General features: G+C 64.6%; 12 protein-coding genes. 4 read left to right on the top strand and 8 right to left on the bottom strand.

The window, feature by feature from the left end; genetic code table 11:
* Positions 1-4: 4 nt before the first annotated feature.
* Positions 5-904, bottom strand: a complete 900-nt coding sequence (gene prpB / locus JOD97_RS30235) for a methylisocitrate lyase (protein ID WP_209726507.1) — start codon at positions 902-904, stop codon at positions 5-7.
* 165 nt (positions 905-1,069) lie between these two features.
* Between prpB and prpR the strand changes: the two genes are divergently transcribed.
* From prpR to JOD97_RS30215, 4 genes are all read left to right on the top strand, one after another.
* Positions 1,070-2,704 carry a propionate catabolism operon regulatory protein PrpR gene (gene prpR, locus JOD97_RS30230; RefSeq protein WP_209726506.1) on the top strand — a complete coding sequence of 545 codons (1,635 nt, stop codon included), beginning with the start codon at positions 1,070-1,072 and terminating at the stop codon, positions 2,702-2,704.
* 229 nt (positions 2,705-2,933) lie between these two features.
* Positions 2,934-3,815, top strand: a complete 882-nt coding sequence (locus JOD97_RS30225) for an alpha/beta fold hydrolase (protein WP_209726505.1) — start codon at positions 2,934-2,936, stop codon at positions 3,813-3,815.
* Between the two features lie 7 nt (positions 3,816-3,822).
* On the top strand, positions 3,823-4,863 hold the full coding sequence (locus tag JOD97_RS30220) for a sensor histidine kinase (RefSeq protein WP_209726504.1): 1,041 nt from the start codon (positions 3,823-3,825) through the stop codon (positions 4,861-4,863).
* Positions 4,864-5,583, top strand: a complete 720-nt coding sequence (locus JOD97_RS30215; RefSeq protein ID WP_209726503.1) for a LytTR family DNA-binding domain-containing protein — start codon at positions 4,864-4,866, stop codon at positions 5,581-5,583.
* Between the two features lie 131 nt (positions 5,584-5,714).
* On the opposite strand, the gene JOD97_RS30210 is transcribed toward JOD97_RS30215, so the two are convergent.
* The 7 genes from JOD97_RS30210 to clpS form a co-directional block, all read right to left on the bottom strand.
* Positions 5,715-8,156, bottom strand: a complete 2,442-nt coding sequence (locus JOD97_RS30210; protein WP_209726502.1) for an FtsX-like permease family protein — start codon at positions 8,154-8,156, stop codon at positions 5,715-5,717.
* 408 nt (positions 8,157-8,564) lie between these two features.
* Entirely contained in the window at positions 8,565-11,867 is a 3,303-nt protein-coding gene (locus JOD97_RS30205; RefSeq protein ID WP_209726501.1) for a S41 family peptidase, read from the bottom strand.
* Positions 11,868-11,883: 16 nt separating this feature from the next.
* Entirely contained in the window at positions 11,884-15,201 is a 3,318-nt protein-coding gene (locus tag JOD97_RS30200; RefSeq protein ID WP_229264826.1) for a S41 family peptidase, read from the bottom strand.
* Positions 15,202-15,315: 114 nt separating this feature from the next.
* Positions 15,316-17,808 (bottom strand): M4 family metallopeptidase, encoded by a 2,493-nt coding sequence (locus JOD97_RS30195; RefSeq protein WP_229264825.1) that lies wholly within the window; start codon positions 17,806-17,808, stop codon positions 15,316-15,318.
* 12 nt (positions 17,809-17,820) lie between these two features.
* Positions 17,821-18,456, bottom strand: coding sequence for a PEP-CTERM sorting domain-containing protein (locus JOD97_RS30190; protein ID WP_209726499.1), 636 nt, complete (start codon positions 18,454-18,456; stop codon positions 17,821-17,823).
* A 267-nt stretch (positions 18,457-18,723) separates the two neighbouring features.
* Positions 18,724-21,030 carry an ATP-dependent Clp protease ATP-binding subunit ClpA gene (clpA, locus tag JOD97_RS30185; protein WP_209726498.1) on the bottom strand — a complete coding sequence of 769 codons (2,307 nt, stop codon included), beginning with the start codon at positions 21,028-21,030 and terminating at the stop codon, positions 18,724-18,726.
* Entirely contained in the window at positions 21,027-21,329 is a 303-nt protein-coding gene (gene clpS, locus JOD97_RS30180) for an ATP-dependent Clp protease adapter ClpS (RefSeq protein WP_090315375.1), read from the bottom strand. The genes clpA and clpS overlap by 4 nt, the downstream gene beginning before the upstream one ends.
* Positions 21,330-21,467 lie beyond the last annotated feature (138 nt).

The raw sequence follows: 21,467 nt of genomic DNA, 5'->3' as shown, positions 1-21,467 counted from the left end.
CCTGTTATTTTTTCTGCGCCGCGTTTTGGGCGGCAAACAACGCGTCGAGCTTTTGCTCGAAGCTGTGATAGTTGATGCGTTCATACAGCTCGGCGCGGGTCTGCATCGTATCGAGCACGTTTTGCTGGGTGCCGTCGCGGCGGATCGCGCCATAGACGTTTTCGGCGGCCTTGTTCATGGCGCGGAAAGCCGACAGCGGATACAGCACCAGGCCCACATCGGCGCCGCGCAGTTCATCGACGGTGAACAGCGGCGTCGCACCGAATTCGGTGATGTTGGCCAGCACCGGCACCTTGACCGCGGCGGCGAACTGCTTGTACATATCGAGGCTGATCATCGCCTCCGGGAAGATCATGTCGGCGCCGGCCTCCACGCAGGCGACGGCGCGTTCGATCGCCGCGTCCAGCCCCTCGACCGCCAGCGCGTCGGTGCGCGCCATGATCACGAAGTTATCGTCGGTGCGCGCGTCGACGGCGGCGCTGATGCGGTCGACCATCTCCTGCTTCGAGACGATCTCCTTGCCCGGGCGGTGGCCGCAGCGCTTGGCGCCGACCTGGTCCTCGATGTGCATCGCCGCCGCGCCGAACTTGATCATCGACTTGACGGTGCGCGCCACGTTGAACGCGGAGGCGCCGAAACCGGTGTCCACGTCGACCAGCAGCGGCAGATCGCAGACGTCGGTGATGCGGCGCACATCGGTCAACACGTCGTCCAGGTTCGAGATGCCCAGGTCCGGCAGCCCGAGCGAACCGGCCGCCACGCCGCCGCCGGATAGATAAATCGCCTTGAAGCCGGCGCGCTTGGCCAGCAGGGCGTGGTTGGCGTTGATCGCGCCGACCACCTGCAACGGCGATTCTTCCTGGACGGCTTTGCGGAACGCGGCGCCTGCGGAGTATTGACTCATCTTGTGACCTTTCAGTATTGCATTGAAGTTGGATTTTCAATTGCAAGGGGCATGCCACCCCGCTCCCCTATATAAATCAAACACTTAGCATCATGGAAAGTTTCACATGCGTTTCATTTTGAAACACCGAAACAAGCACTGAAACAACTGCGCTACAATTGAACCATGCGCCACTCCATGCCCCTTCCCTTCGATCCCGACGACAAGCCGGTTATCTGGACCGTTTCCGTGTCGCGGCTATACGACCTGTTCCGCGACATCACGCTCGAATACGACAATCTGGCGACGATAGAACCGATCAACCTCGGCTTCGACGAGGCCGCGCGCCACATCCGCGAGCGCATGGCCACCGAGCGTTGCGACGCCGTCATCGCCGCCGGCTCCAACGCCGCCTACCTGAAAGGCCGCCTCTCGGTGCCGGTGGTGATCGCCAAATTCAGCGGCTTCGACGTGATGCAGGCGCTGGCGCGCGCGCGCCGCGTATCGGACCGCATTGGCGTCATCACCTACCAGGAGCGGCTGCCGGAGCTGGCCGAATTCGCCGGCACCTTCGGCTTCGACGTGGCGCAGCGCACCTACGCCACCGAGGAGGATGCGCGGGCGCAGATCAACGACCTGAAGGCGGCCGGGATCAAGGCCATTGTCGGCGCGGGCTTGATCACCGACCTGGCCGAGGAAGCGGGACTGACCGGGGTGTTCGTCTACTCCGCCGCCTCGATCCGGCATGCCTTCGACGACGCGCTGGAAATGGCGCGTCTGACGCAGCTCGAATCGAACCGCGTGCGCACGCGCGGCGCCGTGGTGACGGACACCCTGCGCGCCAGGCATGGACTCAACGATCTGCGCGGCGAATCAGCGGCGATGGAGACGCTGCGCCAGTCGGTCGTGCTGTACGCGAAATCACCGGCCACCGTCTTGATACAAGGCGAAACCGGCACCGGCAAGGAGCTGGTGGCGCAGGCGATCCACCGCGAAAGCCCGCGCAGCCTGGGGCAGAACCGTCCGTTCGTCGCCGTCAACTGCGGCGCGATCGCCGAATCGCTGCTGGAGTCGGAACTGTTCGGCCACGAGGAAGGCGCGTTCACCGGCGCCCGCCGTGGCGGCCACGCCGGCCTGTTTGAAGCGGCCAACCGTGGCACCTTGTTCCTCGACGAGATCGGCGAGATGCCGCTGGCGCTGCAAACGCGCCTGCTGCGCGTGCTGGAGGAACGGGAAGTGGTGCGGGTTGGTGGCACGCGGCCGATTCCGGTCAACGTGCGCATCGTCAGCGCCACGCACTGCGATCTGGAACAGCGCGTGCGCGAAGGCCGCTTCCGCGCCGATCTGTTCTACCGGTTGGCGGTTTTAAGATTATCGCTGCCGCCGCTGCGGGCCCGCCCGGACGATGTAATGACGCTGGCCGAGTGGTCGCTGAAAAACGCGCTGGCATCGCTGGGCGCGCGTCCGCATCCGAATTTGCATGCGGAGATGAGCGCCTGCGCACCGCTGCTGCGGCATTACGACTGGCCCGGAAATGTACGGGAACTGCGCAATCTGACCGAGCGCCTGGCGCTGTTTCTCGCGGCCGAGCCGCTGCAGGCGCTGACGCCGGCGTTTGTGCTGAGCGTGGCGCCGGAGTTGGGGGCGGCGCCGGTTCACGGCGAGCCGGCGCCGCCGGCACAACCGGCACAACCGGCGCGCGCCGAAAGCGCAACCGAAGTGCTGGCCCGCTTTGGCGGCCGACGCGACGCCGCCGCCGATTATCTAGGCATCAGCCGCACCACGCTATGGCGGCGGCTGCGCTCCGAAGCCGACGGCTGATTAGATGGCTGGCTACGTAGGGCGGATTAGCGCAGCGTAATCCGCCATGCATGCATCGCGACTGCTCATGCATTGGCGGATTACGGCGTTCCGCCTAATCCGCCCTACGTGGATGACGTGCAAAACGTGGGACACATGGCCACTCATCCTCGCGGGCGACCGGTCGTCACTTCGCGCACGCCGGCGCGGGCCGCAGCCGCTAGCATCGGGGTACAGGAGGAATCAAACCATGAAACGAAACACGCTCAACCATCTGTCTAACGCTATCGTCCTCGCCGCCAGCCTACTGATATCGGCCACCGCCAGCGCAGCGCCGGCCGCCTTCGAGGTAAAAGTCAGCGGCACCGGCGCTCCCGTCATCCTGATCCCAGGCCTGGCCTCGTCCGGCGAAGTATGGGACGGCACCGTCGAGCATTACTGCGGCAGTGGCAAGCGCCAGTGCCACGTGCTGACGCTGGCCGGCTTTGCCGGCGTCCCCGCCATCGAAGGCGCACTGCTGCCCGCCGTCGAACAGCAACTGAGCGACTACATCGCCAAACAAAAATTCAAGCAACCGGTCGTCATCGGCCATAGCCTCGGCGGCTTCATCGGCCTGAAGCTCGCCGCCGACCATCCCGACCAGGTTGGCCGCCTGATCATCATCGACTCCCTGCCGGCGCTGGGCGCGACGCAACTGCCAAGCGCCACCAGCGCGCAGTTGAAGGAAATGGCCGAAGGCATGCGCAGCCGGATGATGGCGCAAGACGCCGCGACGGCCGCCGCCGGCCAGCAGCAAATACTGCGCACGATGGTCACAAAACAGCAGGACATCGACCGCATCGAGGCATGGGGAAAACGCTCCGACCGCGCCACCGTCATCAACGCGATGGCCGACCTGATGTCGGAGGACATGCGGCAGAACGTCAGCCGCATCAAGGCGCCGACACTGGTGCTGGGCAGCTGGATCGCGTACAAGGACTACGGCACCAAACCGGTGTTCGAACAGATGTACGCGACCCAGTACCGGCAGCTCGCCGGCGCCAAGGTGGAATTATCGGACAACGCCCGCCACTTCATCATGTACGACGACCCGGCTTGGATGTATGATCGGATCGACCAATTTCTGAACTAAGTCCACCATGAAGAACGCCCCCCCGCTGCTCGCCCGTATGAACTGGTACTGGCTTTTGCAGCTGGTCGGCTGGAACGTGCTGGCGCTCATGATGGCGTCCAATTCGCTCGGCGGACCGCGCGCCTGGGCCATACTGGCGATCGGCTATTGGGGCGCCGTGGCCGGGCTGGTGATCTCCGACATCTGGCATCGAATGCTCAAGCGACGGATACGCGAAGGCGCCCGCGTCGGATGGAAAATCATCGCCCTGGCCGTCCTGGTGCTAGGCGCCATCCACACCGGTGTCCACCTGCTCGGCTACTTGGTGATCAAGCCGTTTGGCGAGGTGCACGGGATAGCCTGGCTGCCCGGCGCGCTGATTTCATGGTGGGGCATCCATCTGTTATGGAATACGTTCTACATGTCGGTGCTGGCGGCGCGCCGCGCCAACCGTTTTGAAGCGGAGGCGTTGCGTCTCGAGATCAGCGCCAAGGACGCGGAACTGCGTGCCTTGCAGGCACAGGTCAATCCGCACTTTTTCTTCAACAGTATGAACAGCGTGCGCGCCCTGATCTACGAGGACCAGAACGCGGCCGCGCAAATGGTCGATCAACTGGCAAACATGATGCGCTACGCGCTGCAATCGGGCCAGAACGACACCGTGCCCTTGTCGGCGGAGATGGAGGCCGTACAAGCCTACCTGGCGATCGAAAAGATCCGCTTCGAAGAGCGCATGCAAGTCAGCGTGGACATCGGCGCGGGACTGGAACATGTGCGCATTCCGCCGATGGCCCTGCAAACGCTGGTGGAAAACGCGGTCAAATATGGTGTCGAGGCCAGCCCCACCGGCAGCGAGATCAGGATACGCGCGCGGCGCATGGATGATGGCGAGATCCATATCGAAATCGCCAACCTCGGCGCGATTCTGCCCTTCGCCAACTCGACCAAGGTCGGACTGGTCAACACCCGCAAGCGACTCGCACTGGCATTGGGTCCCGGCGCCAATCTCGATTTGGCGGAACACAGTGGCTGGGTGCGGGCCACGATGACCATACCGGAGGCGGCGTAGATGCGCGTGATGCTGATCGACGACGAGCGACTGGCGCGCGCGGAGCTGCGGCGGCTTCTGGCGGCCCATCCGGAGGTGGAGATTGTGGGCGAAGCCGTCAACGCGGAGGACGGCATACGGCAAATCGCCGTGCTCAAGCCGGACCTGATTTTCCTTGACGTGCAAATGCCAGGCGGTAGCGGCTTCGACCTGCTGGCCGCGTTGGACGAAGCGCCGGAGGTCATCTTCACGACCGCGTTCGACCAGTATGCGCTGCAGGCGTTCGAGGTCAACGCGCTGGATTACCTGCAAAAACCAATTCAGGCCGCGCGTATGGCCGCCGCTTTGCAGCGCTGCGCATTGCGGCACGGTCACGCGCTGGAACACAAGTCGTCAGCCGTGGCGCCGACGGCGGCAAAAAAACTGTTCATCAAGGACGGTGAGCGATGCTGGTTCGTCAGCCTGCAGGATGTGCGGCTGTTCGAGTCGGAGGGCAATTACACGCGCGTCTACTTCGACCAGCACAAGCCGCTGATGCTGCGATCCCTCAACCAGCTGGAAGAACGGCTAGACCCGCAAAGCTTTTTCCGCGCCAGCCGACGGCATATCGTCAATCTGGACTACGTCGGGGAAGTGACGCCAAACGACACCGGCGGCCTGGATCTGACGTTGCCGGACGCGTTGCGGGTGGAAGTCTCGCGCCGCCGCGCGGCGCAATTCAAGCTGCTCGCCAGCCTCTAACTCCAGGGTCAGGTCCACCAATTCTACACGGGCTGGGGCGTTGAGCCGTCGACGGCGCATATTTGGCGGATTACGCTTCGCTAATCCGCCCTACGTGGTTTTGCGTCGGCATTGGCATCCCGGTCCTGGCTTTATCGCAGCGCTTCGGCCGGGACCATGCGCATGGCGAGCCAGGTGTGGCGGCTGATGGCGACCAGGGCGACGATCACCGTCACCATCAGCGCCAGTCCCAACGTCCAGTAGCCTATCGGCGCTTGCACCACGTAGGTCGACAAATACCTCTTGATTCCAAGCGCCGCCAGCGGCAGGCCGATCACGGAGCCGATCAAGGTGAGCATCCCTATCTCCCGCACCACCAGCATCGCGATGGCCGACCGCCCCGCCCCGTGCATTTTGCGCAGCACGATTTCCCTGGCGCGGCGCTGTACCGTGTTGGCCGACAGGACGTAGGTGCCGAAGGCCGCTATCGACAACGTGATGCAGGTGGCGATAGCCAGCAGCTTGGCCAGCCGGGCATCGTCGGCGTAATTGACCGCGAGGATATCCCTGGCGCGATACGTCTTCATGATCGCTTCCGGGAAGTACTTGGGCCACAGCTCCCGCACCATGTTCTCCACCTGCGCCGGCGAACCGGTCGTCCGCACGCTGAGCGTTGTGCTGGCCGTCCAGAGCTCATAGGCTGTCGCGCGCGGTGCTTCGCGCAGCGAGTGAAAATGCAGGTCCGGGGCGATGCCGACCACGCGCTTGCGGACGATCTTGTTATCGTAACCGGTGAACAAAACGATCTGCCCGACCGCCGCCTCCGGCGACACGAAGCCCAAATCCCGCGTGGCGATAGCGTTGAGCACCACCGGCACCGGATCGTCTTCCTGGTCCAACGCCGCCTGGAACAGGCGGCCGGTCCGGGGCCGTATGCCGTAAAGCTCGAAGAAATTGGCGCTGACGCCTTTCATTTCCATGCCGGCGCCAACGCCCCCCTCGCGCCGCAGTTCGCGTGTCCATGCGTTGTCGAGCCGCCCGACAGGATCCTCCGATAACGCCACGCCTTCGACGCCGCGCTGCGCCTTCAGCGCTGTGATAAAGGCGCGCGCCGGGTCGCTGTAACGCACCGGCGCCGGCAAATCGACGATCAGGAACGGAGCGGGATCGAACCCCGGCGACGAGCGCATGGCAAACCCGGTCTGCCACGCGATTGCGGCGGTGATGCCGGCGAAGCCCATTGCCGTGGCTATTTGCACCACCGTCAATATCCGCCGGAAGCGCATGCCGCCGACGGACTCGTTACCGGGCCGCCCGGCCAGCACTTGCGTCGGCAGCACGCGCACCGCGATCCAGGCCGGGTAGATCGCCGTCAACACGCCAAGCGCGAGGCCCAGCGTCATCGCCGCGACGATGTTGGTCAACGAAAGTATCCCGGACAGATCGCGGTTGACCAGCTCCGAGAAAATCGGCAGCGCCAACCAGGCCAGCAGCAAGCCGATCATCGTCGCCACCAGCGACACCGCGAGCGACTCCACGAGAAAGTGCAGCACGATCCTGCCGACGCCGACGCCGAGCACCTTGCGCATGGCGACCTCGCGCTGGCGGCGCAGCACGCGCACCGTCGCTAGGTTGACGTAATTGATGGCCGCCAGTACCAGAATCAGTACCGCGATCGCCGCCAGACCGGCGACGACCACCGCATCTCCGCGTTTTCCCGCCACGAAGACACGACTGCCTTCGACATCCTTGTCGAAATACGCGCGCCGCAGCGGCGACAGGCCGAGATCCATCACCTTGCGCTTGCCCAGCCGTTCCAGCGTTTCCGGCGGATGGTTCTGGATACTGGGCGTGCGGTCGACCACTTGCTGAAGCGCGTCCGTGATCGCGGCCAGCGAAGCGCCGGGCTTCACGCGGATCAGCAGCTTGCCCATCCAGCCCAGCTCTCCGGTCAGTATCTCGTTGCGAACGGTTTTGTCGACCAGCGCGGAATTCACGCCGAGCAGAGAGTCGAACGGGATGGTGGTGTTGGCCGGCGGCGTGGCGACCACCGCACCCACGCGCACCACCTTGCGCTCGGCCCGCATGGTGCGCCCCAGCGCATCCGCCGTGCCGAACAGCCGCAGCGCCGAGGCTTCGGTGAGGACGATGCTGTCCGGCTGGTCCAGCGCCACGCGCAGGTTTCCCTGCAGCGCCTTCAATCCCAGCATGTGCGCGAAGCCGGGCAGCACGTAAAGCCCTTGCAGTTGCAGCTGGCGATTGTCGATGCTGATCACAAGCGGTGACGTTTGCGGGCGAGACGGGAAGAAGCTGGTGGCGTCAACCACGCCGGGCGTGGTCATGGCCACCGACCGCAGGAACATCGGCGCAACGTCGTACAGCGGAGACTTGGGGTCGACGTGGTAGCGCTGCGTAACGACGTAGACGTTGTCGACATCCGGCACATGCGAGTCGTAATCCAGCGAGTATTTTACGAAGCCTAGCAGTAGCAGGCAGGATGCCAGGCCTATGCTCAGGCCCAGTATCACCGACAGCGAATATGCCGGCTGCTGTATCACCGTGCGCCAGCCGATGCGAAAATCTTTTAACTTCATGGCAGGTCCGTGTGGGGAAGACGGGTGGATAGTGCAACTACCGTGCCACGGCTTTTCATACGCTGAATCCGCGTTTATCGCTCATGTCTGTTCGGAAGTGAACGGGGTGCTGTTCACTTCCGAACACTTTGGCCATGCGTGAGCCTTCGACGGCGCATGCATGGCGGATTACGCTGCGCTAATCCGCCCTACGTGTTTCCGTGTAATTCAACGTGTTCGTCCACAAGTAATTCAACGTGTCCGTCCACAAGTAATTCAACGTGTTCGTCCACAAGTAATTCAACGTGTTCGTCCACAAGTAATTCAACGTGTTCGTCCACAAGTCATTCAACATGTTCGTCCACAAGTAATTCAACGTGTTCGTCCACAAGTAATTCAACATGCTCCCCTTTGATCAACATGCCCGATTTATCTGGCCTTTATCGGGAACGGTGGGCGTGGCGGGCGTGCCGGCGGATTCTTCGCCAATTCCGCTTTGATGACTTCTATCGCCTTCTCCAGCTGCGGATCGCGGCCGGCGATGACGTCGGCCGGCGTTTGATCGACTTCGATGTCCGGCGCCACGCCTTCGTTTTCCACGCCCCAGCCGCCGTCGCGCGTCCAGAAGGCCAGGTTGGGCGCCGTGATCGCGCCGCCATCGAGCAGCACCGGGAAGCCTAGCACTCCCACCAATCCTCCCCAGGTGCGCTTGCCGATCAGCGGCCCCATTTGGTTTTTACGGAACATCCATGGCAGCAGGTCGCCCCCCGAGCCGGCCGTTTCGTCGATCAGCATCGCGCGCGGCCCCTGGATCGATGCGGACGGCGTTTTCATGTCGGCGCCGTAGCGCATGGTCCACCAGGCGATTTCCTTCTTCTGCAAAATCTCCAGGTAGTAATCGGCCACGCTGCCGCCGCCGTTGAAGCGCTCATCGATGATGACGGCGTCCTTGTCGGCCTGCGGGAAGAAGTAGCGTTTGAAGTAGGTATGCCCCAGGGTTGCGGTATTCGGCACGTACACATAGGCTACCTTGCCGCCGGTGGCCGCGTTCACCTTGCGGATGTTCCCCTCGATCCAGTCGCGGTTGCGCAGCGCGTCCTCGGTCGGCACCGGCACCACGGTGATGGTGCGCGATTTGCTGCCGTCCGCGTTCGGGCCGACGGTGATGTCGATGGCCTTGTTGGCGGTGTTCTCGAAGGCGCTATACAGATTGGTCGGCGCCACCAACGGACGGCCTTCGACCGCCAGCAGGTATTCGCCGGCCTTGACGTTCAGGCCCGGTTCCGTCAGCGGCGCGCGCAGCGCCGGATTCCAGTTCAGGCCACCGTAGACCTTCTTGAAGCGGTAACGGCCTTCGCTGATCTCGTAGTCGGCACCCAGCAGGCCGCCCGGCACGGCTTTGCCGTCGGTGAAGAAGTCGCCGCCGCCACCGCGATGGTGGCCCACACCCAGTTCGCTGCACAGCCACTGCACCAGGCGATTGAGGTCGGCGCGCGACGACAGCTCCGGCAGGAACTGCGCATACTTCTCGCGCATCTTGTTCCAGTCGGCGCCGTGCATACCGGGATCGTAGAAGAAGTCGCGGTTGATGCGCCAGGCTTCGTTGAAAATCTGCGTCCACTCGGCGCGCGGTTCGGCGCGCACTTCGATCGCTTCGACCTTGATCTTGCCTTCGCCCGGCGTCAGCGTCTTGGCGCCGGCGCTGCCCATGGCCCAGGCTTCCTTGAGGCGGTAGACGATTTTCTTGCCGTCGGCGGAGACCTCGAATTCGTCCGCCTCCGCCAGCAGCGTTTCGGCCTTGCGGTCCTTCAGATCGAAACGCTGGATGGCTTTCTTGCCGTCGTTCTCGCGCAGGAAGAAGATCTGGCCGGCCTCCCCCGCTTCCAGGTCGGACAGCGACGCCGCCGGTATCGGCAAATCGACGATGCGCGTTTCGATGCCGTCGAAGTCGATCGCCATCGGCGCGACCGGCGCCACGGTGACCTTGGGATCGTCGCGCCCCGTCTTGGGATCGACCTTAGGCGTCTCCGGTTTGGCCGGCTCCTTCTTGTCCGACACCGGCGGCGTGGCCGGGGAGGCCTTTTCCTCGTCGCTCTCCTTAATCAGCGGCGACGGCAGGTCGCGCCGCAGCACCGCCATCCACACCGTGCGCGTGACGCGGTTATCCTCGTTCTGCTGCGAGAACCAGTTGTTGCTCGGCCCCGCGTTGGTGGAGGCGAAGAAGTACAGGTACTTGCCGCTCTTGTCGAACACCGGATTGACGACGTCCGACAAGCCGTCCGTCACCGGCCACGATTTTTTCCGCTCCAGCGAGTAGATGTAGGCGCTGCGCGTGTAGGTCATCGAATTGAGCGCGTATGCGATCCAGCGCGAATCCGGCGCCCACGCCGCGCGCAAGGTTTTGTTCACACCATACAGCGGTTCGGACGCGATCTTGCTGATCGCCCCGGAGGCGACGTCCATCACGTACAAGGTCCAGGAGTTGTCGGTGTAGGCGATCTTTTTACTGTCCGGCGACCAGACCGGATTGTCGTAGAAGCCGGAGCCGGTCAGCTTGAACTTGCGCGCCTCCCCCTTGCCATCCTGCGCGCGGATGTGCAGCGCGTATTCGCCCGATTCGTCGGAGAAGTAGGCGACCGAACGGCCGTCCGGCGACCACGCGGGCGAGCGCTCGTTGGCGCCGGTGGTCTGCGTCAGGTTGCGCACGTCGCCCTTGTCGGCGGGGATGGTGACGATCTCGCCACGGAATTCGTACGCGACCCGCGCGCCGGACGGCGACACCGACGCGTTGCGGATGTACTTGGCGCCGCTGACCCAGCGCGGCCGCGACAACCCCAGATCGCTGCTGACACCGATGGTCAGCTTGCGCGCCTGGCCGGTGGCGGTATCGAGCGCGTGCAGATAGCCGGCCTGCTCGTAGACGATGCCATTGCCGGCGGCCGCCACGTTCAGCACCGGGAAGTCGGTGTGCCTGGTCAGCGCGCGCACCTCCCTGGACTTCACGTCATAGGCGTACAGATTGAATTCGCCGTCGCGGTCCGAGCGGAAGTAGATGGTGTCTCCGATCCAGACCGGATCGACGTCGTTCGAGTGCGTGGCCGGCTGCGGAATCTTGACCACCGATTTGTCGGCCCGGTTGAATAGCCACAGGATCGAGTTGGTGCCGCCCCGGTAGTGCTTCCACTGCAAAAAGGCCGGCGAGAACGGGTTGTAGACGATGCTCTTGCCGTCCGGGGACCATGCCGCGCGCGCGGCGTTCGGCACTTCCAGTTCCGTCTCCACGCCGCCGGCCACCGGCACCGTGAACAATTTGCGATAGCGGTTGTTGAAGGCCGCGCGCGGCGACGTGAACATCACCGACTTGCCGTCCGGCGCGAAGCCCTGCACCACGTCGGCGCCGGGATGATAGGTCAGCCGCTTGGGCACGCCCCCTTCGACCGGCAGCAGGTAGACGTCGGTATTGCCGTCGACCTGCGCGCTGTAGGCGATCAGTTTGCCGTCCGGCGAAAACTGCGGGTTCGATTTTTCGCCCGGGTCGGAGGTCAGGCGGCGCGGCGCGCCGCCGTCGCGATTGGCCAGCCACACGTCCCCCGCATAGATAAAGGCCAGGTGGGCGGCGGAGAGCGCCGGTTCGGTCAGCATGCGGGTATCGCTGGTGCTGGGCAGCGCCTGCGCGGTTTGGCCAATTGTGATGGCCGCACCGGCGACGGCGGCGGATACTAGGCGCTTCATGTACATCGAGGGCTCCTTATTTCAACGCGGGGATCACCTGCGGTTGATATGGTTTGATCGGCTGTTCCTTCAGTTTTTTATCCAGCAGCTCCAACGCCACCTCCAGCTGCCGGTCCTGGCCCATGAAGGTCGCATGCGGCAGGTTGTCCACTTCCACGTCCGGCGTCACGCCCACGCCTTCGATCAGCCAATGGCCGTCGGCCGTGTTGAACTGGCCGTTCTCGGCGACGCGCGCCATGCCGTTGTCGCTCAGGCGGTTGTTATCGCTCAGCCAAACGCCGGCGCCGGCCGTGCGCTTGCCGACCAGCGGCGCCAGCCCCAGCGCCTTGACGCCGGCCGCGAAGGTCTCGCCGTCCGAATAGGTCAGCTCATCGACCAGCACCACCAGGTGGCCGCGGAAGGTGTTCTGCATGTTCGGCGCCGGCTGCGCGCCCGGCGCGGCCCAGAAGGCCCAGGCCTTGCGCAGCAGCTTCTCGATGATCCAGCTGTCGATGTTGCCGCCGTTGTTGCGCCGCACGTCGATGATCAGGCCCTCGCGGTTGACGTTGGCGTAGAAGTCGCGCGCGAACGAGGCGATGTCGCGCGGCCCCATTGCGCGCAGGTGCAGGTAGCCGATGCGTCCCTTCGACGCCGTCTCGACCTGGCGCGCGCGGCTTTGCTCCCAGTCGCTGTAGCGCAGGCTGGCCTGCTTGGCCATATTCACCGGCATCACGATCACCGGGCCGCTGCCGCCGGCCTTGCGTTTGATCTGCAGCAGCACCTGCTTGTCGGCCTGGTTCAGCAGCAGGTCGGCGATGTCGCGCACGGCCGTCACCGGCTTGCCGTTGACGGCGGTGATGATGTCGCTCTCCTTCACATTGACGTCGGCCTGGGCCAGCGGTCCGTGCTCGGACGGCAGCTCCGGCTCGCTGCGGTACACGTGATCGACGCGGTAGCCCTCGTCGGTGCGCGTCAGCAGCGCGCCCAGGCCGGACGGCACGCCCTCCGGCGCGGGGCGGCGGATATCGCCCGGCGAGATCTGCGAGTGCAGCGAACCGACCTCGCTGATCATCATGCCCAGGATATCGTTCAGCTCCGCGCGGTCGGTTACGCGCTCGACCAGCGGCGCGTATTTGTCGCGCACGCCGGTCCAGTTCACGCCGCGCATTTTGGCGTCGTACAGGAAGTCGCGGTGCATGCGCCAGGCGTCGTTGAACATCTGCTTCCACTCCAGGCGCGGATTGGAGGTGAAGCTCCAGTCGTCGATCCTGACCTTGGCCTTGGAGGTGTCGGTGGGCGCCTTGGCGCCCGCTTCGACGATGATCATGTCGCCCGGACCGCCGCTGAAGGTGCGGTAGTAGAGATGCTTTTTGTCGGCGGCCAGATCGAATTCGCGCACGCCGGCGGCGAAGGTCTCCGGCTGCGGACCGTTGGAGGCGATCGCCAGCGTCTTCAGGTTCGCCTTGCCGTCGCTGGACTCCACTTCCAGGAAGTACAGGCGCTTGTCGTCCATGCTCAAGCCACGGTAGTTACCTGGCGCCAGCGGCACTTCGTACAAGCGGTCCTGCAGGCCGGCGTAGACGATCTCCGGCAGCGACTTGTCCGCTTTTTTCACCGGCGGCGCCGCCTTGGCGGCGGCCTTTTCCACCGCCTTCTCCGCCGCCTTCTCGGCCGCCTGCTCGACCGCCTTGTCGGCCGCACCCTCGGCGGCCTTCTCGCCCGGCTTGCCCAATTCATCGTCCGGTTTGAACGGGAAGCGGTTCCCCGGCTGCAGCGCCAGCGCGTAGACGCCGGTGCGCTTGTCGAACACCGGTCCCATATTGCGGTCGCCCCACGGCGAACCGTTCGCCAGCTGGAAGTTGCGGGCCGAGAGGAAGTACAGCCATTTGCCGTCCGGCGAAAACACCGGCGAACGTGACGTGTAGCGGTCGCTGGTGACAAAGGTCAGCTGCTTCGACGCCAGGTTGTACAAGCCGATTTGCTCGCGCTGCTCGGTGGTCGCGGCGCGCACCAGCGCCAGGTTCTTGCTGTCGGCCGACCACAGGATTTCGTCGTGCTTGTCGACGCCGGCCTTGCCCGCGTCGTCGATGACGATGTTCGCTTTGGTGGCCAGGTCCAGCAGCCAGAAACGTCCCTTCTTGTCGGTGTGGCCCAGCCAGCGGCCGTCCGGCGACGGATACAGCTGCCAGCGGTGGCTGATGCCGTCCCGCGTCAGCTGCTCGCCCGGTCCCGAGCCGTCGGCGGCGAACTTCCAGATCTCGTTTTCGCCGGTGGTGTCGACGATCGCGTAGACCCACTTGTCGTCATGGCTGAACACCGCCTCGCGCGCGCGCGCCCCTTCCGGCACCGCGATCTCGACGCGGCGCTGGGCGCCCGTGCCGGCCAGGCTGACGCGCCCGCGCGCGGTCAACACCAGCCGCTCGGCCTTGCCGGACAACTGCACGTTGGTCAACTGCTCCAGCGGCGAGCGTATCTGGCGCGCGCGTTGCTGGTCGAAGTCGGACACCAAGCCGATAGCCAACTGCCGGTCGGCCGACCCGGCCAGGTCGAACACGCGCAGGTCGGCGCCCAGCTGATAGACGATGCGGCCGTCGCCCAGCGCCGCGTTGCGCACGTCCCAGTCGGTGTGCTTTGTCAGCTGGCGAGGGTCGCCGCCATCGGGCGCCATCGACCACAGGTTGTCGGAGCCGCCACGGTCGCTGATGAAGTACAGGCGTCCCCGCCACCACATCGGGCGCTTGTTGTTGCCCGCGTCGGCCGCCAGCAGCGGCACGGCTTCGGCCGACGCACCCGCGCTCAAGTCGTAACGCCACAGCTGCGCGTGGGCGCCGCCGCGATAGTTCTTGACGTTGTCGTTGGTCAGGGCCAGGCCGTAGCGCGTGAAGTACAGCGTCTTGCCGGCGTCGTCGAGCACCGCGTCGTTGGCGTCGGCGACGGCGAACACGCGCCGCTGCAAGGTCGATGGCTGCACCGCAGCGACGATGCGGTGCGCCGACGGCCCTTTCGAATCCTGGGTGCTGACCAGTACCTCGCCCTGAGCCGTCCAGCCCAGCACCGTCACGGCGCCGTTCTCGAACGTCAGCCGCTTGGGCAGGCCGCCGGCAAGCGGCATCACATAGGCTTCCTGCGCGCCCTCGTACGAGGCGGAGAAGGCGATCCATAGTCCGTCGTACGAAATGGCGGCGTTGGTTTCGGCGGCCGGGTGGGTCGTCAGGCGCTGCGCCTGGCCGCCCTGGGCGCCGGTCTTCCACAGATCGCCCTCGGCGGTGAAGACGACGGCGTCGCCACGGATGGAGGGGAAGCGGTAGTAGGCATCGGCGGCGGCGGCCTGACCGGCCAGCAGGCCGGCGGACATCAGTGTCAGGGCAAAGGGACGGAGGCGGAACGGTGACATGGACAGGCTTTGCAAGTTGTCGAAGGGAACGACGATTCTGGCATACCTTGACCGGTCCGGGCAAAGAAAACGTTTTTACTCAGTCTTCAGACTGACGGAATCGAGCATGAACGAGGTCGGCAGACTACCGTTAGAACTTGAAGCGAAGCGCAGCCGCACGGTCTGGCCACGGAAGGCGCTCAGGTCGTAGCTATGCACGACGAAGCCCGGCGCCGCGTCCAGATTGCTGAACTCCTTGATTAGCGCCAGCGGCTGGTTGAACAGGCCGCGCAGCTCGACGCGGAAGCGGTCCTCCACCTTGGCCGTGCTCTCGGTGGTGCTGACCTTCAGCGCGAACGACAGCTTGGCCGTGGGGCTGTGCGCCGGGATCGTCACCACCTGGTACAGCGCCGTGCCCGATGGCGATTCATAATCGCCGAACCACGCCATCTTCTTGCCGGCGTGGGCCGGGTACTGGCTCCAGCCGCCGATGTTGTTCAGGCTGCCCGCCCAGTCGAGCTCGCCGTCCTCGAAGCCGCCGTTGACGATGCGCTCGTACAAGGTGCCGGGCGGATTGATGGTCAGCACCGCCGTCTGGCTGGTGGCCGTGGTCGGCAGGTTGGCGCTGTCGGTCACGCGCACGGTGATTTTGGCGCCGGCGTCGGCCGCCGTCGCGGTGAAGCTGTAGCCGGGGCCGGTGACGTTGCGGACCCGCGCGCCGTTCTTGTACCAGGCGTAGTAGTAAGGCGCCGTGCCCGCCTCGGCGTAGGCGGTGAAGTTGGCCGGCTGGCCCACGGTGACGCCGGTGCTGGCCGGCTGGGTCAGCAAGGCCACCGGCGACTTGTAGCCGAGCTCGTCGACGTCGTAGCCGACATTGATGGCCGCGTAGGCGCGCTGCACCGCGATCGCCTGCGCGCTGTCGTCGCCGTACAGCTGGCGCGCCACCTCGATCATGCGGGCGCGCGCGGCCGAATAATTGGTGGCGGCGGCGAACTTGGTGGTGTTGGCGGTGAACCAGATGCGGTAGGCGGCGTCGTTGCCGATGCCGGTCATGGCCTTGGGCGAGCGCTTGAGGTAGGCGCTGTGGCCCTCGGCGCCCGGCGTCGCGTCCGAGCCCTGCGACAGGAAATAGAACATGCGGTTGTTGGCGCCGCTGCTGTAGTGCGGATCGAGCTTGCCGATATCGACGCTCCAGGCGTCGGCGCTCTTGCCGTCCTTCGACGGCTTGCGCAGGTAGCGCAGCGCCTGGCCCTGGTACCACGCCTCCTTGGCGATCATCCAGTCGTTGCCGGCCGGGACCGCCTTGCCGCCGGCGCCGTTGCGGGCGTAGGCTTCGGCCATTTCGCCGTTGATGTCCGCGCCCGATTCGTTGAGGCCGCCCGCCTCGCCGTACATCGGCAACTTGGACGTGCGCGCTGTGACGCCGTGGCCCATTTCGTGGCCCAGCACGTCGATCACGCCCAGGTTTTTGTAGTCGACGCCGTTGCCGTCGCCGACCCGGATGCAGCGGCACGCCTCGTCGTAGTTGGCGTTGGTGTAGCCCTGGCCGTAGTGCACGGTGGCGTAGGTGGCGGTGTCGTTGCCGTCCAGGCTGTGCCAGCCCATGACGTTCTTCATCGTGTCGTAGGTGCTGGCCAGCCCCCACAGCGCGTTGACGGCGGCCGTCTGGCCGTTGGCGCCGGTGGTGCTGGCGCCGCTGACGTATTGCTGGCCGTCGCCCCACTGGTTGTCGGCGTCGCTGTAGAGCGTGCCGGTCGGGATGTAGTCGTTGTTGGCGTTGGTGATCGCCAGCCCGCCGAATTTTCCGTTCACGCCGCGGCTGCCGTCCTTCATCAGATAGGGGCCGCCGCTCAGCGTGGTGTTGAGCTTGACCGTGCCGCTGTACTGGCTGTGGCCGGTGCCGGCGACGTCGGTGCGGACGTTGAGGCGGTCGATCTGGTGGCCGTCCTCGGCGCTGATGATGTGATCCCAGAACTGCAGGTCGTTGCGGATCAACATGCGCGTGCTGACGACATAGGCCAGCCGGTAATCGGTGACCACGTCCTCCAGGTCGACCGCGTTCAGTTGCGCCACCGGCTTGCCCGCGCCGGTGCGGCTGCGGGTTCTCGCCATCAGCGGGTAGACGACCAGCTCGGCCGTGGTCTCCTCCAGCGGCTGCGCGCCGCGCTCGATGCCGGCGAGGACCAGGTTGATGGCCTCCTGCGCGCTCACCGGGGGACGTTCGGGCAGCGCGTCGACGCCCTCCTCCGTGGCCTTGGCCAACGCGGCGCGGCGGTCGCTCGGCGTTTCGTCGATGACGGCGCCGCCGTCGTCGAGCGTCACCACCGATTCGGATTGCCAGATGCGCAGGCCCCGATACGTGTGGTGCAGGCGCGCGACGCGCGTGCCGGCGACGCCGGGGTGGATGGTGTCGAGCGCCAGCCCGAACGGCGCCGGCCGGGCCTGGGCCGCCAGCAGTTGTTCGATCAAGGCCGGGCCGGCATCGCGCGCGGCGGCGGCCAGCGGGCCGGCCATGGTGGCGTCGGCGGCGTGGGCGCCGGCGGCAACGCCCAGCGACAAGGCGGCGGAAAGCAGGGTCGGATAACGCATGCGGGCCTCCGATCAGGCGCGCCGGCGCAGCAGCGCCAGCATCATCAGGCCGGCGCCGAACAGCGCGTAGGCGTCCGGCTCGGGCACCACCGCAACCTCGGCCACATCGACGCCGGCCGCCGCCACGCTGAAGAAAGCCGCGTTGTAGTGGGCGTAGCCGTTTTCCAGCTCGCCGACGACGAAGCGCGCGCGCAGGCCAGTGAAGATTATGGCGGTGTCGGCCGGCAGATAGGGGCCGCCGAACAAGGCGCCGAGGTGGGCGGTGCCGCCGCTCTGGTTGAAGCCGCTCAGCGGCGCCAGCGCGGCACCGGACAGGCCGGACAGCGTCATCTGCAAGCCTTCGACGGTGAAGTTGCTGGTGTTGAGGGGATCGCTGGCGTCCTGGTACAGGCCCAGGTTGAACAGCTGGTAGCCGTTGCCGCTATACATGCTCACCGCCTGGCCGGGCAGGAAGGCGTAGTCCAGCTCGACGGTGTCGCCCTGGTGGATGGTCTGCGGGGCGAACTCGTCGCTGGAATAGCGCAGCAGCGAGCCGGTGACGGTGTCGGGCAGGCCGAGGTCGAAGACCTGATGGATGACCACCGTGCCGGCCAAAGCGGGCAGGCACAAAAAACCGGCAGCGAGTGCCGGCAGCAGAAACTTGAACATGACGATCCTTGGTTATGATGTTTTATTGATAATATGGAGTATTTAAAGTATCAGTTAGAATCAGAATCGTGTCAAATTGTATTTTCATTTTTGCATGCAAAAACCGTAACCCGCACTGCCGCCAACAGGGGTCGGACCCGTCGGGTCCGACCCCGCCCGGCCTTGCGGGTCGCGCATCGCTCAATCGACGGACGTAAAAAAACCCCGCCTGCCCTGGGCGCAATGCGCGCTCGGGCTGGCGGGGTTTTCGGGGTCTTGCTAGCCGACTTAATCGACTTCGACGGTCTCCGGCGGCAAGGTCGGCGCGGCGTCCGGCGGTTCCGGGAACTCCAGCTTGACGACATCCTTCTCGTCCAGATCGACGGTCACGCGGCCGCCGGTCACCAGACGGCCGAACAGCAGCTCGTCGGCCAGCGCCTTGCGGATCATGTCCTGGATCAGACGCGACATCGGCCGTGCGCCCATCAGCGGATCGAAACCCTTCTTCGCGAGGAACTTGCGCAGTTTCTCGGTGAAGATAGCCTCGACCTTTTTCTCGTGCAGCTGCTCTTCCAGCTGCATCAGGAACTTGTCGACCACGCGCAGGATGATTTCCTCGTCCAGCGCGCGGAAGCTGATGGTCGCGTCGATACGGTTGCGGAACTCCGGCGTGAACATGCGCTTGATGTCGGCCATCTCGTCGCCCGCCTGCTTGGAATTCGTAAAGCCGATCGACGACTTCTGCAAGCTTTCGGCGCCCGCGTTGGTGGTCATGATGATGATCACGTTGCGGAAGTCGGCCTTGCGTCCGTTGTTGTCGGTCAAGGTGCCATGGTCCATCACCTGCAGCAGGATGTTGAAAATGTCCGGATGGGCTTTTTCAATCTCGTCGAGCAGCAGCACCGCGTGCGGCTTCTTGGTGATGGCTTCGGTCAGCAAACCACCCTGGTCGAAACCGACGTAACCCGGCGGCGCGCCGATCAGGCGCGACACGGCGTGACGCTCCATGTACTCGGACATGTCGAAACGAATCAGCTCGATGCCCAGGATGAAGGCCAGCTGCTTCGCCACCTCGGTCTTGCCGACGCCGGTGGGACCGGAGAACAGGAAGGAGCCGATCGGCTTGTCGGTCTTGCCCAGGCCGGCGCGCGCCATCTTGATCGCCGACGCCAGCGCTTCGATCGCCGGATCCTGGCCGAACACCACGTTGCGCAAATCGCGGTCGATGGTCTGCAGCTTGCTGCGGTCGTCCTGGTTGACGGTCTGCGGCGGGATACGGGCGATCTTGGCGATGATGTCCTCGATTTCGGTCTTGCCGATGGTTTTCTTCTGCTTCGACTTCGGCAGGATGCGCTGCGCTGCACCGGCCTCGTCGATGACGTCGATCGCCTTGTCGGGCAGATGGCGGTCGTTGATGAAGCGGGCGGCCAGTTCGGCCGCCGTCGACAGCGCCGACGACGAGTACTTGACGCCATGGTGCTCTTCGAAGCGCGACTTCAGGCCGCGCAGGATCTGCACCGTCTGCTCGACGGTCGGCTCGTTGACGTCGACCTTCTGGAAGCGGCGGCTCAGCGCGTGGTCCTTCTCGAACACGCCACGGAACTCCGTGTAGGTGGTCGCGCCGATGCACTTGAGCTGGCCGTTGGCCAACGCCGGCTTCAGCAGGTTCGACGCGTCGAGCGTACCGCCGGAAGCGGAACCGGCGCCGATGATCGTATGGATCTCGTCGATGAACAGGATGCCGTTCGGGTTGTCCTTCAATTGCTTGAGGACGGCCTTGAGGCGCTGCTCGAAGTCGCCGCGATACTTGGTGCCGGCCAGCAGCGCGCCCATGTCGAGCGAATACACGACGGCGTTTTGCAGGATCTCCGGCACATCGCTTTGCGTGATGCGGTAGGCCAGGCCCTCGGCGATGGCGGTCTTGCCGACGCCGGCCTCGCCGACCAGCAAGGGATTATTCTTGCGGCGGCGGCACAGGATCTGGATCACGCGGTCGACTTCGTCTTCGCGGCCGATCAGCGGATCGATCTTGCCTTCGGCGGCGGACTTGTTCAGGTTTTGCGTGAACTGGTCGAGCGGGCTTTCCTTGGTCTGGCCTTCGCCGCCCGGCGCGCCCTCCTCCACGCCTTCCGAGGCCTTGGCGGCATCGGTCTGCTGGTCCTTGCGCACGCCGTGCGAAATGAAGTTGACCACGTCCAGACGCGTCACGCCCTGCTGGTGCAGGTAGTAGACGGCGTGCGAGTCCTTCTCGCCGAAGATCGCCACCAGCACGTTGGCGCCGGTCACTTCCTTCTTGCCGTTCGACGCCGACTGCACGTGCATGATGGCGCGCTGGATCACGCGCTGGAAACCGAGCGTCGGCTGGGTATCGACCTCACCGGTGCCGGGCACGGTCGGCGTGTTGTCGCCGATGAAATTGGTCAGGGTTTTGCGCAGATCTTCAATGTTGACGGCGCATGCGCGCAACACTTCGGCAGCCGAAGGGTTGTCCAGCAAGGCCAGCAGCAAGTGCTCCACCGTGATGAATTCGTGCCGGGCCTGTCGCGCTTCGACAAACGCCATGTGCAAACTTACTTCTAATTCCTGCGCAATCATACTTCCTCCATCACGCACTGCAGGGGGTGACCTGCCTTGCGCGCATGCGTTAAAACGAACTCCACTTTGGTACAGGCTATATCTTTAGAGAACACGCCGCACACTCCTTTGCCGTAGCGATGAACACTGAGCATTATTTGCGTGGCTGTTTCACGGTCTTTGTTGAAATACTCCTGGATGATAGCGACTACAAACTCCATCGGCGTGTAGTCATCGTTGAGCAACGCCACCTGGTACAAAGGTGGCGGCTTCAGCGCTTGCCGCTCCAAAAGGGTTTCGGTGTCATGCTTGGTTGCCATACGCTTATATTCTAATGCTTTCGGGGTTGATGCAATGTGCATTTCACTATACACATCCAATTGTTTTCCATCTTACGCGTTTTCTTAACATGGCGCAGATGGCGACCCATTTGTTAAAATCAAGAGTTGCATGTTCGC

Origin of the sequence: Duganella sp. 1411, assembly GCF_017833525.1 — a bacterium.
Classification (GTDB): domain Bacteria; phylum Pseudomonadota; class Gammaproteobacteria; order Burkholderiales; family Burkholderiaceae_D; genus Rugamonas.
The sequence above is the reverse complement of the archived record's forward strand: the minus strand, read 5'-3'. Positions and strand labels throughout refer to the sequence as shown.